A 14,790-nucleotide genomic window follows, 5' to 3' on the forward strand; every position below is an offset into this window, starting at 1 on the left:
GCGGAGGGAGGGTGGCGCGGATGTTACGCGACCGGCTTGTCAGCCTTGCCGCAGGAGTCGCGAGAGCGGCGCGAGCGCTATCACGCTGCTGCCGTCTTGCGCCGCCAGCACCAGTCCGCGCAGCAATGCGTACTCGCGCAACCGGGCAGCGCCGTGCGGGTCGCCCGGCTCGATGCCGGCGGAGGGGTGGCACATGAGTACGTCGCCGGTATTGCACGCCGAGATCCATTCGGACAGGCGGTGCTCGTGCTGCTGCATGTCGCCCGAAAAATCGTAGACGCCCAGCAGGTGGCTGCTCATGGGAATGCCGCGCCGCGCGGCCAGCGTGGCCAGTTGCGCGCCACCCAGCGCGTGGACGACCTGGGCCTTCAACCGGTCGGGGCCCTGGCGCAAGCCCGGTGCTGTGCTGCGGATCCAGGGCGGCGACGCGGCATAGCGCCGCGCGACTTCCTCCACCAGCAGATCGCGCACGACCGGAAACTGGTGCACATGCCGGTGCCCGTCGATGAAGGCGGGCGCGCGGCCCATGGCGTCCTCGAAGCGTGTCAGCTGGTCGCGGATGTCGGCCTGCAGCCCCGGTGCGAACACCGTGCGCGTGTAGGTCCGCGCGAGCAGCCCCGAGAGCCCGGGCTCGGTGCCACCGGTACGCGCGGGCCTCGTGAGGTCCAGATGCAGGCCGGCATCGAACCGCGCCGGGTCGATGCGCCGCAGCATCCTCGTTCCGGTCAACCAGGCATCGCGTCGCACCATACAGCTGGTCGCGGAGATCTTGCCGTGCTCGGCCAGGTCGAACACGGCGGAGTTGATGCCCGCGCTCATGCCGAAGTCGTCCGCGCAGATGCAGAGGTAGCGCACGGCCTCACTCATCGCCATTCGTTCCAGAGATCGGGGCGGGCGTGGCTTCCAGGCAATGCGGGTCGCTCGTGGCGCTGCCCGCGAAACGCCACGCAGCGACGCCATCGTTCACCGCCACCAGCTGCGTGCGAAAGAGCCAGGGGTGCGCGAGCTGCGCCGTGTTCGAGCCGACGAGCCACGTGGTGCGTGGCACGCACAGCGTGGCCGCGAGCTGGGTGTGGTCGATCAGCGTGCGCGCGGCGCGTTCCGGCTCGAAGCGGCCGGCGTCGAAGATCTCCTTGCGCCAGTTGTCGCGGGTGTCCAGTGCTGCGGCCTTCCAGTCGTCCGACACCAGCACCGGCTCGCGCAGGTGCCAGTAGAAGGGAACGTCGTAGTAGTAGCTGTCGAGCATCAGCACCTGGTCGCCGGGCGCCACCGCCTGCCCGGCCGGCAGCCGCAGCCGTGTGCCCGGTGGCGATGAAAGGATCGAAATGGCAACCACGCAGGCGATGCACACGGCGGCGGCCCCCAGCGCCATTGCGCGTACCTTGGGCAACAGCGTCTCCGGCACGCGGCCCGCGAGCACGCGCTGCGCGATCAGGTACGCCAGCGGCGGCAGGGCAGGCAGCACGTAGCCGACGAGCTTGGAGCGCGGCAGCGAGAAGAACACCACGATGACTGCGAGCCAGATCCACATCAGCCAGTCGACATCGCTGAGCCGGGGGCGCGCGGTGCCGTCTTTGCCCCGAGGCACGAACACCCACGCGAACCATGGCAGCGTGAAGCCTGCGAGCACCGGCAGGTAGAACCAGAAGCCATGCTCGTTGTTGAAGCCCGATGAAGCAAAGCGCCGGAAGTGCTGCGTAATGACGAAGTAGTCGAAGAACTCCGGGTACTTCATCTGCATGGCGACGAACCACGGGCCGGCCACTACCAGAACGATTGCCCAGCCGGGCAGCCACAGCGCGAGCCGCAGTGTTGCGAGCCTGCGCGTTGCCGCGCACCAGATCGCGATCACCATGGCGGGTAGCACGAGGCCGATCAGCCCCTTGGCCAGCAACCCGGCCGCGGCGAACAGGTAGGCGCCGGCGAGCAGCGCCCGCCACGGCTCCTCGCGCTCCTTCGCCATTGCGGCGCCGGCCGCCAGCAGCACCGTGGCAGAGATGCAGCCGGCCACCAGCATGTCGAGGTTCGCGAACTGCGCGCCCAGGAAGAAGAAGGGCGTGGTCACCAGCACCACGGTCGACAGCAGCGCCTGCGGCACCGTCGTCCATCGGCGCAGGAAGAAGAACAGCGAAGCCGCCGCCGCGCCACCGCCAAGGACAGACGGCAGCCGCGCCGCCCATTCCACCGGCCCCGTCACCGACATCGCGGCGGCGCCGATCCAGTAGAACAGCGGCGGCTTGTGGAAGAAGGGCAGTCCGTCGAGCCGCGGCACCAGCCAGTCGCCGGAGTGCAGCATCGCGAGCGCGACGCCGCCGTAGCGGCCCTCGTCGGGCGCCATCAGCGGACGGAGCCAGGCCGTGGCCAGCAGCCACGCGAAGAGCGCGGCAATGAGCCACAGCGGCCGGGGCGCGGTCCGCCATGCAGAGTCGAGTCGCTTCATGGCTTGCCGGTCTCGATTCCCGCGCCGCGCTCTTCGCGCACCACATACAGCGGACGGCCCTTGACCTCCTCGTAGATGCGCGCGATGTATTCGCCCACGATGCCGGTAGAGATCATCTGAATGCCGATGAAGAACATCAGGCTCACGACGATGGTGGTCCAGCCCGAGACGGCATTGCCGAACAGGAGGAAATCGATCCCCACGAAGGCGCCATAGCCGAAGGCCGGCAACGCCAGCAGCAGGCCCACCACGCTGACCATGCGCAGCGGCCAGGTGGTGAAGGCGGTGAGCCCGTCGATGGCCAGGCGCACCAGCCTGCGCATATTGAAGGTGCTGCGACCCTCCGCGCGCGGTGCGGGCGTGTAAGGCAGCGCCACCGCGCGAAAACCCACCCAGGCGTAAAGGCCCTTCATGAAGCGGCTGCGCTCGGGCAGGCTCATGAGCGCATCGACCACCTTGCGGTCCATCAGGCGGAAGTCGCCCGCATCCTTGGGCACGGCGAAGCGGTCCGACGAATTGACGAGGCTGTAGAAAAGCCGGCTGCCGATCTGCTTGAAGCGGCTCTCGTCGCTGCGCTTCTCGCGCACCGCGTACACCACCTCTGCGCCGGCCACCCACTGCGCGATCATCGTGTGGATGAGTTGGGGCGAGTGCTGCAGGTCGCCGTCGAGCAGCACCACCGCATCGCCCGTGGCCGCGGCGAGGCCAGCAGTGAGCGCGGCCTCCTTGCCGAAGTTGCGCGACAGCGAGATGCACCGAAAGCCCGACAGCTCGCACCACGCCTCGGCCACCGCGGCGGTGTCGTCGGTGCTGCCGTCGTCCACCACGATGATTTCCCAGCGCATGTGCGTGGCCCAGAGGATGTCTTCGAGCAGCGGCAGCAGGTGCCGCAGGTTGGCCGCCTCGTTGAAGCAGGGAATCACGCAGGAGATGCTGCGTGCTCCGGCCGGCGGTGCGAGCGGCGTGGCCGTGCGCGGTGCGGGCGCCTCGGCTTGCGGCAGCCTGGCCGGTGCGCGCGAATGCCTGCTGGCGTTGGTCGGGGAGATCATGGATGCCTCCAGAAAGAAGCGGCCGCTGTCTTGTCGTCGCGCGTGCGGCCAGCGTGCGACGCCGGAAAAGAAATGAACCGGTGCGCGAGCCATTGCGCTGCGGCGAGCAGCCCCGCGATCGCGATCGCGAGCAGCAGGCCGGCGACGATGTCGAGCGGAAAATGAACGCCCACGTACACGCGCGCCCACCCGGTGACGGCTGCCAGCACCAGCAGAGGCACGCCCAGCCTGCGCAAGCTGGGGCGCAGCAGGAAGGCCAGCGCCACCATGAACATCACCGTCGCGTGCGTGCTGGGCAGCGAGCCGCGGCCCGCGTGCTCGATGTACGACGGCGCCAGCCCCAGCATGAAGGGCCGCGGCGCGTTGAGCGACAGCGCAATCGCGTGCGAGGCCATCGAGGCGAAGCCCGCGAGCGCTGCCACGATGCAAAGGTAGGCCCGGTCGGCGCGATGCCGCCACAGCGCCACAACGAGCACGCCCGCGCACAGCCAGCTGCCCCAGAGCGCGAAGGCTGATGCAACCGATAGCACCCACGGCGTCGGCTGGCTGCCGGCCGTGAGCCATTGAAAGAGTGTGAGGTTCAGCGCGTTCATGGCGCCACCTTCGGCAAGCTGAAGAAAACAATAGGCGTGCGACAGCACCCGGTGCGACGCGCGCACCAGAAAAAACCGGACATGGTCAAACCTTTGGACGAGGACGAGAGAGCCCACCGCATGAAGCAGCGAACAGCCGGACGCGCGAGGCGTCGTGTCTCAGATCCCGGAAGGTGGTGCAGCAGTGGGCGGCAGAAGCCGCCAGGGTTGCGAGAGGGGCGGAGCGCCGCCGTGCGGCGGCACGTGCTCGGGCGCTTCGCGCACGATGGGCACCACCAGCCGTGCGACAGCTACCGCCAGCGGCAGCAGTGCCAGCACCATCGCCATCAGCGTGCTCAGCCCGAGCTTGAAGGCATCGGGGTGATCGATGCTCGCCGGCGCCTGGGTGAACACCGTCGTCTCGCGGTCGGACGGATGATCCGCGCGATCGTCGGCTTCGAACTGCGTGGTTTCGCTGAGGTTGCGCAAACGCAGCATCGGCTCGTCTTCCAGCCCGTCGCAGCGGAAATGCACCGCGATGAAGGGCTGCAGAAAGATCAGCAGGATGCCCGCGACGCACCACGCCTTGTAGTGCGATTCAGCGAGACGGCGGACGCGTGCGAGCAGCATGCGCGGATGTTAGGAGCGCCGTGTGAACAGAACCTGATCGGGCGGGTCAGCATCCCGCAAGGTTGCGGATGACGGGCGTGTGAACAGCCCTAGAGCACAAACGGAATGAACCGCCGTGTGCCGCGCATATAGGCGCGGTAGTCATCACCGAAATGCGCGATGCACTCCTGTTCGTCGCGCAGCGCCGTCAGAAACAGCAGCACCGTGGCCGCGAGCACCAGCGCCAGCGTGAGCCAGGTGAACTGCTTGAGGAAGGCACCCCAGGCCAGCAGCATCAGTGCCGTGTACATCGGATGGCGGATGTAGCGGAAGGCGCCGGTGCTGACGATGGCCGAGGTTTTTTCAAAGCCGTACAGCGCGGGATCGTCGCTGCGCGCCTCGGTCGGCTTGCCCTGCGCCTTGAGCAGCCGCACTGCGTGGATCGGCAGCCAGATCGACAGCACGAAGAAGAGCGACGAGACGATCTGCTTCGGCGAGAACGGATCGTCATGCCACATGGGCAGGTTGACGACGATCAGCACCAGCATGCATTCCCATGCGAAGAAGCGGTAGAAACCGTGCGAGCCGGGCTGGCTCAGCGGGCCGCGCGACACGTACAGCAGCGCGGCCGTGCCGGCGACGAAAAGGAAGATCTGGATCCAGAAGAGCATGGCGGGCGAATTTACACGGCCCGCGGGCTTCAGCCCGAGATGGAAAACCCGCCGTCGACGGGAATGGCCGTGCCCGTCACGTAGTCCGACGCGGGGCTCGCGAGGAATACGGCGGTGCCGGCGATGTCGGCCGGCTGGCCCCAGCGGCCGGCTGCGGCGCGTGCCTTCACTCGTTCGTACAGGCCCGGAATCTGGTTTCGCGCGCCGTCGGTCAACTCGGTCTCGAACCAGCCCGGCAGGATCGCGTTGACCTGGATGTTGTCGGCCGCCCATGAAAGCGCCGTCGACTTGGTGAGCTGCACGATGCCGGCCTTGCTCGCGGCATAGGCCGGCGCATAGGGTGCGCCGAAGATCGACATCATCGAGCCGATGTTGATGATCTTGCCGCCGCCCGCGGCCTTCAGGTGCGGGTGCGCGGCGCGGCTGCACAGGAAGGCGCTGGTGAGGTTGGTGTTCATCACCTTGTGCCACTCGTCCAGCGAGAGCTGGTCGACCGGCTTGCGCACGGTGGTGCCGGCGTTGTTGACGAGGATGTCGAGCCGGCCGCAGCGCGCGGCGGCATCGTCGAACAGCTTTTGCACCGAGGCTTCGTCGCTCACGTCGGCTTCGAGCGCGAAGCTGTCGCTGCCCAGCGCCTTCAGCGCTTCGACGGCAGCCGCCGACTTCTGCGCGTTGCGCGCGGCGACGATGACGCGCGCGCCGGCCTTGGCAAGGCCCTGCGCCATGCCGAGGCCGATGCCCCCGTTGCCGCCCGTGACGAGCGCGACTTTGCCAGTGAGATCGAACATCAGGTGGAGGCTGGAGTGGAGGTGGTTTCGGGTTTCTTGGAAACGAGCGTCAGGATATCGTAGCTGGCGACCAGCTCGCCGTCCTGGTTCGTCACCTCCACGTCCCACGCCACCACGCCCTGGCCCTGGCCGCTCGCGTCCTTCTTGTTGCGGTCGATCTTGCGTTTGCAGGTCAGGCGCGCCTGGATGGTGTCGCCGATGCCCACGGGCTTGGTGAAGCGCAGTGTGTCGAGGCCGTAGTTGGCAAGCACCGGGCCCGGCGATGGCGACACGAAGAGGCCAGCCGCGGCCGACAGCACGAAGTACCCGTGCGCAATGCGCTTGCCGAAGGGCGACTGCTTCGCCGCCACTTCGTCGAAGTGCATGTAGAAGTAGTCGCCCGAGATGCCGCCGAAGGCCACGATGTCGGCCTCGCCAACGGTGCGGCGGTGCGTGAGCAGCGAGTCGCCGATGCGCAGGTCTTCGAAGTAGCGGCGGAAGGGATGCACATCGCTCTCGCGCACGGCCGCGCCGCGCACGTGCTCGCCGGTGATGGCGGCCAGCATGGTGGGCGAGCCCTGCACGGCGGCGCGTTGCAGGTAGTGCTTCACGGCGCGCAGGCCGCCGAGCTCTTCGCCGCCGCCCGCGCGGCCTGGGCCGCCGTGCTTGAGCTGCGGCAGCGGCGAGCCGTGGCCGGTCGATTCGGCAGCGGCCTCGCGGTCGAGCACCAGCAGGCGGCCGTGCCATGCGGCAGCGACCGGAATAGCCTTGGCAGCGATGGCCGGGTCGCGCGTGACCAGCGTGCCCACCAGGCTGCCACGGCCGCGCGCGGCCAGTGCCAGCGCCTCGTCGATGCCGTCATAGGGCATCAGCGTGCTGACGGGACCGAAGGCCTCTACGTCGTGCGCTGCATCGTGTTCGAGCGGCTTGCGGCTCAGCAGCAGCGTGGGTGCGAAGAACGCACCCTCGCTCACGCCGTCGCCGACTGGCGAGAAGCCGTCACGCTCGCCGTACACCAGCTCCGCGCCCTTCAGCAGCGTGGCCACGCGTTCGGCCACGTCGGCCTGCTGGTCGCGCGAGGCGAGGGCGCCCATGCGAACTTCTTCGCGCGACGGATCGCCGACCACAGTCTTCGCGAGCCGTGCGCGCAGGCGTTCGGCCACCGCGTCGAGGTGCTGTCGCGGCACGATCGCGCGGCGGATGGCCGTGCACTTCTGGCCGGCCTTGGTGGTCATCTCGCGCGCCACTTCCTTCACGAAGAGATCGAACTCCTCGTCGTCGGGCGTCACGTCGGGCGCGAGGATCGCGCAGTTCAGCGAATCGGCCTCGGCGTTGAACGGGATCGACTGGCGCACGATGTTCGGGTGCACGCGCAGCTTGGCGGCGGTGTCGGCCGAGCCGGTGAAGGTGACCACGTCGGGGCCTTCGAGCCGGTCGAGCAGGTCGCCCGTGCTGCCGATAACGAGCTGCAGGCTGCCCGCGGGCAGGATGCCCGACTGCACGATGAGGCGCATCAGCGCTTCGGTCAGGTAGCTGGTGGCCGTGGCTGGCTTGCCAATGCAGGGCATGCCCGCGAGGAAGCTGGGCGCGAACTTCTCGAGCAAGCCCCAGATGGGGAAGTTGAACGCGTCGATGTGCACCGCCACGCCGCCGCGCGGCACCAGGATGTGCGTGCCCGCGAAGCCGCCCTTCTTGCCCAGCGGGAAGGCCGGGCCTTCGTGCACGAGATTGCCCGAGGGCAGCTCGTTGGTGCCGATGCTGGCGTAAGCGCTCAGCGTGCCCGCGCCGCCTTCGATGTCGATCCAGCTGTCGGCGCGCGTCGCGCCCGTGTGGGCCGAGACGGCGTAGAGCGTTTCCTTGTTCGCGGCCAGGTACTTGGCCAGCGCCTTCAGGCGTTCGGCGCGCTGCTGGAAGTCGAGCGCCATCAGCGCGGGAATGCCGGTGCGGCGCGCGTAGGCCAATGCTTCTGCGAAGTCGATGGATTCGGCGTGCGTGCTTGCCACGGGCTGGCCATTGACGGCGCTGCGCAGTTGCTGCGCGGCCTGCTGGCCGATCCAGCGGCCGGCGATGTAGCTTTGGAGGGTGTTGGTCATGGTGCGTGTCCTTTGGTCAATGGCGCCGGGTCGAAGACTGGATCAGTCCTTCTTGCCGATGCCCAGGTAGGTGTCGATGATTCGTTGGTCGTGCAGCAGGTCGCGCGCCTTGCCCTCGAGCGCCACGGCGCCCATTTCGAGCACGTAGGCGCGGTCGGCCACCTGCAGCGCGGCGCGGGCGTTCTGCTCCACCAGCAGCACCGAAACGCCGTGGCTGCGCAGTTGCGACACCACGCGCAGCACTTCGCGCACCACCAGCGGGGCAAGGCCGAGCGAAGGTTCGTCGAGCATCAGCAGGCGCGGCCGCGCCATCAGCGCGCGGCCGATGGCCAGCATCTGGCGTTCGCCGCCCGAGAGCGTCGACGCCATCTGCGGACGGCGCTCGCGCAGGCGCGGGAAGATCTCGAAGATCTCGTCCATGCGCGCGCGCTGGTCGCGCTTGCCCTTGCGCCACTGGTAGAAGCCGCCGAGCAGCAGGTTGTCTTCGACCGACATCTCGCCGAACAGCTCGCGCCGCTCGGGCACCAGCGCCACGCCGCGCGCCACCATCGTCTCGACGCCGGGGCGCGCGATGCGCTCGCCGCTCAGCATCAATTGGCCGGTGGACTGCAGCAGGCCCATGGCCGCGCACAGCAGCGTGGTCTTGCCGGCGCCGTTGGGGCCGATCACGGTGACGATCTCGCCTTCGTTCACCTGAAGGCGCACGCTGTGCACCGCTTCCACGGTGCGGTAGGCAACGCAAAAGTCCTCGAGTTGAAGCAGGGGGTGGCTCATCGTGCGTCTTCCAGCAGTTCGTCGTCGGCGCCGCCGAGGTAGGCCTCCAGCACGCGCGGGTTGGCCTGCACTTCGGCGGGCGTGCCGGTTGCGATGACGGTGCCGAATTCGAGCACCGTGATGCGGTCGGCGAGGTTCATCACGAACTCCATGTCGTGTTCAACCACGAGGATGCCCAGGCCCTCGGCGCGCAGCTGGCTCAGCAGTACAGAGAGGGCGCGCTTTTCAAGATGTCGTAGGCCGGCCGCGGGTTCGTCGAGCAGCAGCACCGAAGGCTGGCCGGCGAGTGCGCGGGCGATTTCGACCACGCGCTGCTGTCCCAAAGAAAGCGATGCGGCGGGCGTATCGGCATGTGGGCCGAGGCCGCAGCGTTCGATCTGGCGGCGGGCTTCGGCCATCAGCGCTGCTTCTTCGGCGCGGTCCAGCCGCAGCATTGCCGCGAGCCAGCCGCGCTTGGCACGCAGGTGGGCGCCGAGCGCGACGTTCTCGACCACGCTGCGCTGGCCCAGCAGGCGCACGTGCTGGAAGGTGCGGCCGAGGCCCAGTGCGGCGAAGGCGCGCGAAGGCTTCGTTGCCATCGGCTGGCCTGCGAGCTTCACCTCGCCCGAGGTGGGATCGTCCACGCCCGAGATCATGTTGAAGAAGGTGCTCTTGCCCGCGCCATTCGGTCCGATCAGCGCATGGATCTCGCCGGCATTCAGCGTCATCGAGATCGCGTTGTTGGCGACGAGGCCGCCGAAACGCTTGCTCACGTCGCTGGCCTGCAGCAACAGTTCGCCGCTGGCAGGCAGGGTGCGCTGCGCGAGCTGCACGGTGGGCGCCTTGGCGGTCGCTGCTGCTGCGGTGGCTTTCTTGCCCGCCGCGTCATCGCGCACCCAGCGGCGCACGATGCGCGCCAGCGTGGGCCACAGGCCATCGGAGAAGCGTTGCAGCACGAACAGCATCAGCAGCCCGAACACGATCACTTCGAAGTTGCCGCTGCTGCCAAGCAGCGCGGGCAGGATGTCCTGCAGCTTTTCCTTCAGCAGCGTGATCAGCGTTGCGCCCAGTACAGCGCCCCACAGATGGCCCGCGCCACCGACCACCGCCATGAACAGCAGCTCGATGCCGATGTTCAGGTTGAAAGGCGTCGGGTTCACGAAGCGCTGCAGGTGCGCGTAGAGCCAGCCCGACACCGCCGCGAGCAGCGCGGCCAGCACGAAGAGCTTGATGCGATGGCGCGCCGTGTCCACACCCATCGACTCGGCCATGAGCCGCCCGCCCTTGAGCGCGCGGATGGCGCGGCCTTCGCGCGAATCGAGCAGGTTGTGCAGCGCCCACAGCGCGAGCAGCAGCACCGCCCAGATCACCACGCCCAGCATGCGCGGCGTGGCCAGCGACACGCCGGCCACCACCAGCGGCGGCACGCCGGTGATGCCGGTCTGCCCGCCCAGGAAGTCCATGTTGCCCAGCAGGTAGTACAGGCTCAGGCCCCAGGCGATGGTGCACAGCGGCAGGTAGTGGCCTTGCAGCTTGAGCGTGACCGAACCCAGCGCCCAGGCCAGCGCGAAGGTGAACACCAGCCCCAGCAGCAGGCCGACCCATGGCAGCAAGGCCGGGCTGACCGCGCCGCCCAGCCACGCGGCGGCGGTGGGCGAGGTGCAGATCCACGCGGTGGCATACGCGCCCATGCCCACGAAGGCGGCTTGGCCGAAAGAGGTCATGCCGCCCACGCCGGTCAGCATGACCAGCCCGGCCGCGACCAGCGCATACAGGCCGATGTTGCTGAGCACCGAGACGGTGAACTCGGGCAAAAAGCCCCAGGCCAGCGCCAGCAGCACCACGCACACCAGCGTGAGCTGGCGCGGCGTGACCAGCGGCTTGCCTTCGGGCTGTGCGGTCGCGGCGAGGTTGTTCGAAGAAGACGTGCTCATTCTTCGTCCTCCACATGATGGCTGTTGAGCGAGCGCCACCACAGCACGGGAATGATCAGGGTGAAGACCAGCACTTCCTTGAACGGGCTGGCCCAGAAAGAGGCGAACGATTCGAGCTGGCCGACCAGCAGCGCGCCGGCCAGCGCCAGCGGGTAGCTCGCGAGCCCGCCGACGATGGCGGCGACGAAGCCTTTGAGGCCGATCAGGAAGCCGGTGTCGTAGTACACCGTGGTGATCGGCGCAATCAGCAGGCCCGAGATGGCGCCGATGAGCGCCGCGAGCGCAAAGCTCAGGTCGCCCGACAGTTCGGTCGGAATGCCTGAGAGCCTTGCGCCCACGCGGTTGATGGCGGTGGCGCGCAGCGCCTTGCCGACCATCGAGCGGCCGAAGAACAGGAACATGGCGATCACCAGCAGCAGCGTGACGCCCACGACCACCAGCGATTGCCCGCTGACCTGAACACCGCCGATGTCGAAGCGCGCATCCGAGAACGCCGTGGTGCGCGAACCCTCGGCGCCGAAGAACAGCAGGCCCAGGCCGACCAGCACGCCGTGCAGCGCGACCGAGACGATCAGCAGCATCAGCACGTTGGCGTCCGCCAGCGGCCGGTAGGCCAGGCGATAGAGCAGAGGGCCGAGCGGCATGATGAGCACCAGCGTGGTGAGCGTCTGGCCCGTCATCGACGTGGGCTTGAGCAGCAGCACCAGCGCGGCGGCAGCCACCGGCAGCACCACGCACCACGCGAGCGCGGAGGCCCAGTCGACCACCGCGCCGCGCTTCCAGCGCCAGAACTCCACCAGCAGCACCGCAACCGCCAGCACCAGCAGAAGCCACAGCGTGGCCGGCACGCGGCCGGCCTGCAGCATCGCCATGGAGAGCGCCCCGAAGGCGACGAACTCGCCCTGGGGAATGAAGATGACGCGCGTGACTGAAAACACCAGCACCAGCGCGAGCGCCATCAAACCGTAGACGGCACCGTTGACGATGCCGTCCTGCCCCAGCAAAAGGGCGATCTGCAGATCCATACGAAAACTTTCGATCGGGCTCGGCCCGCTTCTCAACAAGTCAGGTCAGGCCGGATCGGCCGGGCGATATCAGGGCTGGTATTTCCAGGTGCCGTTTTCGATCTTCACCATGACGCGGGCGCGTTGGTCGAGGCCCAGGTGGTCCTTCTCAGTCATGTTGAAAACGCCATGCGCGCCCGACACGTCCTTGGTCTGTTCCAGCGCATCGCGCAGCGCGGCGCGGAACTCTGGCGTGCCTGGCTGAGCCTTCTTGAGCGCGACCGGCACGGCCGAGCTCATCAGCAGGCCGGCGTCCCAGGCGTGCGCGCCGAAGGTCGAGACCGTGCCCTTGCCGTAGGCGGCTTCGTAGGCAGTCACATAGGTCATGGCCGACTTCTTCAGCGGGTTGCTGGCGGGCAACTGCTCAGCCACCAGCACCGGGCCGGCCGGCAGGAAGGTGCCTTCCACGTCCTTGCCGCCAACGCGCAGGAAGTCGGCGTTTGCCACGCCGTGCGTCTGGTACATCTTGCCGGTGTAGCCGCGCTCCTTGAGTGCCTTCTGCGGCAGCGCGGCTGGCGTGCCCGCACCCGCGACCAGCACGGCATCGGCCTTGGAGGCCATCATCTTCAGCACCTGGCCCGTGACCGAGGTGTCGGTGCGCGCAAAACGTTCGTTGGAAACCACCGTGATCTTCTTCAGCGCGGCGGCCTTGGAGAATTCTTCAGACCAGCCTTCGCCATAAGCATCGGCAAAGCCGATGAAGGCGACGGTCTTCACGCCGTTGGAAGCCATGTGCTCGGCAATGGCGAGCGACATCATGATGTCGTTCTGCGGCGTCTTGAACACCCAGCGCTTCTTGGCATCGACGGGCTCGACGATGCGGGCCGAGGCAGCCACCGAGATCATCGGCACCTTGGCCTCGCTGACCACATCGATCATGGCGAGCGAGGTGGGCGTGGTGGAAGAGCCCAGCACGATGTCGACCTTGTTCTCGGTGATGAGCTTGCGCGTGTTGGCCACGGCCGCCGTGGTGTCCGACGCGTCGTCCAGCACGATGTAGTTGATCTTCTGGCCCCCGATGGTCTTGGGCATCAGCGAGATGGTGTTCTTCTCGGGGATGCCGAGCGAGGCGGCAGGGCCGGTGGCCGAGACCGTCACGCCGACAGTGACGTCGGCCCACGACGCGGCGGCGGTGGCGCACAGCGCGGCAATCAGCAGGGGCTTGAAGAAGAATTTCATTTGGGCTTGTCTCCGGGTTGAAAAAAACGTTGAAGTGCTAGCGCTCGTCGAATGACAGCGTTACTCGTTCGGTCAGGGGGTGGGCCTGGCAGGTCAGGATGAATCCCGCGGCTACTTCATTCTTGTCGAGCGCGAAGTTTCTTTCCATGCGGACTTCCCCGTCAACGCACTTGGCGCGGCAGGTGCCGCACACGCCCGAGGTGCACGAGAAGGGCACTTCGAGCCCCGCCGCCGATGCCGCATCGAGGATGCTGGGCTGCCCTTCGGTGTAGGTGATCTCGCGCTGCAGGCCGTCGCGCACGATGACGATGCGCGCCTGCTTGGCGTCTCCAGGCTGCGCCTCGTGCACCACTGCACCAACCTGGGTGGCCGAGGGCAGGGCGACGCCGAAGCGTTCGATGTGAATGCGGTCTTCGGGCACGCCCGCCGCCAGCAGCGCGGCTTCGGCTTCGTCGTTCATCTGGAACGGGCCGCACACGTACACGTGGTCGATCTTCGCGGCCGGCACCACGCTCTTGAGAAACTCGCCGATTTTCTCGCGATTCATCACGCCGAAGCCCAGCGGCGAATCGGTGTGCTCGTCGGAGAACACATGCTGCAGCACGAGGCGCGTCATGTAGCGGTTCTTCAGGTCCTCGATTTCTTCCTTGAACATCGTGGACTGAAGCTGCCGGTTGCCGTAGATCAGCGTGAAGCGGCTCGCGGGCTCGCGCGCCAGCACCGTCTTCATGATCGACAGGATGGGCGTGATGCCGCTGCCGCCCGCAATGCCCACGTGGTGGCGCGCCGAGGCCGGCTCGATGGGCACGAAGAAGCGGCCCTGCGGCGCCATTACCTGCAGGGTGTCGCCGGGCTGCAGGCTGGCGTTGATCCAGTTGGAGAACACGCCGCCGCGCACCTTGCGCACGCCGACGCGCAGCTCGCCGTCGTCGAGGCCGGCGCAGATCGAATAGGAACGGCGCAGGTCCTGGCCGTCGATGTCGTGGCGCAGGGTGAGGTACTGGCCCTGCGTGAAGCCGAAGACTTGCTGCAGGTCGCCGGGCACTTCGAACGAGACGATGACGGCCTCGGCCGTATCGGGCTCGATGGCCTTCACGCGCAAGGGGTGGAAGAGGGTGCTCATCGCTTGGGGCGCTTTTTTAGATTGGCTTGAAATGTTCGAAAGGCTCGCGGCAGGCCATGCAGCGATAGAGCGCCTTGCAGGCGGTCGAGCCGAAGGCCGAGAGGCGTTCGGTACGCTCGCTCGCGCAGCGCGGGCAGGCGATGCGTTCGCCTGCGATGCGGCCGAAGAGCTTGATCGGCATCGCGGTGTTGGCCGCGACTTCGGGTGTGAGGTGGGCCGGCGGCGCAATGCCGTAGGCCTTGAGCTTGGCGCGGCCTTCGTCGCTGATCCAGTCGCTGCTCCAGGCGGGGGCGCGGCGCAGGGTGGCGCGGGCGTGGCCGAGGCCGGCTTGCTCGATTGCGGCCAGCACGTCGTGCTCGATGGCTTCGGTCGCGGGGCAGCCGGAGTAGGTTGGCGTGAGCACGATCTCCAGGCCGTCGTCGTGTTCGATCACGTCGCGGACGATGCCGAGGTCGCAGACCGACACGGCCGGCACCTCGGGGTCGAGCACGGTGTGCAGCACGGCCCACGCGGCATCGACGCGCGACGCTGCCATA

At 67.8% G+C, this 14,790-nt stretch carries 14 protein-coding genes; all 14 read right to left on the reverse strand.

Annotated elements, in window-relative coordinates; all coding sequences use genetic code 11:
* Positions 1–39 precede the first annotated feature (39 nt).
* The 14 genes from ACSFBF_RS26685 to paaD all read right to left on the reverse strand — a co-directional run bounded on the left by ACSFBF_RS26685 (position 40) and on the right by paaD (position 14,789).
* Entirely contained in the window at positions 40–867 is an 828-nt protein-coding gene (locus ACSFBF_RS26685; RefSeq protein ID WP_435472306.1) for a ChbG/HpnK family deacetylase, read from the reverse strand.
* A complete protein-coding gene (locus ACSFBF_RS26690; protein WP_435472308.1) occupies positions 860–2,440 on the reverse strand; it encodes an ArnT family glycosyltransferase in 1,581 nt (526 codons plus the stop codon). The genes ACSFBF_RS26685 and ACSFBF_RS26690 overlap by 8 nt, the downstream gene beginning before the upstream one ends.
* Complete coding sequence (locus ACSFBF_RS26695) at positions 2,437–3,489, reverse strand: glycosyltransferase family 2 protein (protein ID WP_435472310.1); 1,053 nt, start codon at positions 3,487–3,489, stop codon at positions 2,437–2,439. The genes ACSFBF_RS26690 and ACSFBF_RS26695 overlap by 4 nt, the downstream gene beginning before the upstream one ends.
* Positions 3,486–4,082, reverse strand: a complete 597-nt coding sequence (locus tag ACSFBF_RS26700; protein ID WP_435472312.1) for a phosphatase PAP2 family protein — start codon at positions 4,080–4,082, stop codon at positions 3,486–3,488. Before ACSFBF_RS26700 ends, ACSFBF_RS26695 begins: the two co-directional genes overlap by 4 nt.
* Positions 4,083–4,241: 159 nt before the next feature.
* A complete protein-coding gene (locus ACSFBF_RS26705; protein ID WP_435472314.1) occupies positions 4,242–4,691 on the reverse strand; it encodes a hypothetical protein in 450 nt (149 codons plus the stop codon).
* Between the two features lie 89 nt (positions 4,692–4,780).
* Positions 4,781–5,341, reverse strand: a complete 561-nt coding sequence (locus ACSFBF_RS26710; protein WP_435472316.1) for a methyltransferase family protein — start codon at positions 5,339–5,341, stop codon at positions 4,781–4,783.
* 29 nt (positions 5,342–5,370) lie between these two features.
* Positions 5,371–6,129, reverse strand: a complete 759-nt coding sequence (locus tag ACSFBF_RS26715) for an SDR family NAD(P)-dependent oxidoreductase (protein ID WP_435472318.1) — start codon at positions 6,127–6,129, stop codon at positions 5,371–5,373.
* Positions 6,129–8,201 (reverse strand): phenylacetic acid degradation bifunctional protein PaaZ, encoded by a 2,073-nt coding sequence (gene paaZ, locus ACSFBF_RS26720; protein ID WP_435472320.1) that lies wholly within the window; start codon positions 8,199–8,201, stop codon positions 6,129–6,131. The genes ACSFBF_RS26715 and paaZ overlap by 1 nt, the downstream gene beginning before the upstream one ends.
* A gap of 42 nt (positions 8,202–8,243) precedes the next feature.
* Positions 8,244–8,975 (reverse strand): ABC transporter ATP-binding protein, encoded by a 732-nt coding sequence (locus tag ACSFBF_RS26725; RefSeq protein WP_435458943.1) that lies wholly within the window; start codon positions 8,973–8,975, stop codon positions 8,244–8,246.
* Positions 8,972–10,888, reverse strand: coding sequence for a branched-chain amino acid ABC transporter ATP-binding protein/permease (locus tag ACSFBF_RS26730; protein ID WP_435472322.1), 1,917 nt, complete (start codon positions 10,886–10,888; stop codon positions 8,972–8,974). Before ACSFBF_RS26730 ends, ACSFBF_RS26725 begins: the two co-directional genes overlap by 4 nt.
* Positions 10,885–11,913 carry a branched-chain amino acid ABC transporter permease gene (locus tag ACSFBF_RS26735; protein ID WP_435472324.1) on the reverse strand — a complete coding sequence of 343 codons (1,029 nt, stop codon included), beginning with the start codon at positions 11,911–11,913 and terminating at the stop codon, positions 10,885–10,887. The genes ACSFBF_RS26730 and ACSFBF_RS26735 overlap by 4 nt, the downstream gene beginning before the upstream one ends.
* Before the next feature lie 69 nt (positions 11,914–11,982).
* Positions 11,983–13,131: an ABC transporter substrate-binding protein gene (locus ACSFBF_RS26740; protein WP_435472326.1), complete on the reverse strand. Its 1,149-nt coding sequence runs from the start codon at positions 13,129–13,131 to the stop codon at positions 11,983–11,985.
* A 37-nt stretch (positions 13,132–13,168) separates the two neighbouring features.
* Complete coding sequence (gene paaE / locus ACSFBF_RS26745; protein ID WP_435472328.1) at positions 13,169–14,254, reverse strand: 1,2-phenylacetyl-CoA epoxidase subunit PaaE; 1,086 nt, start codon at positions 14,252–14,254, stop codon at positions 13,169–13,171.
* A gap of 16 nt (positions 14,255–14,270) precedes the next feature.
* A complete protein-coding gene (gene paaD, locus ACSFBF_RS26750) occupies positions 14,271–14,789 on the reverse strand; it encodes a 1,2-phenylacetyl-CoA epoxidase subunit PaaD (RefSeq protein ID WP_435472330.1) in 519 nt (172 codons plus the stop codon).
* Position 14,790: the final 1 nt, after the last annotated feature.

The sequence above is a fragment of the Variovorax nivicola genome (assembly GCF_051216475.1).
Classification (GTDB): Bacteria; Pseudomonadota; Gammaproteobacteria; order Burkholderiales; family Burkholderiaceae_C; genus Variovorax.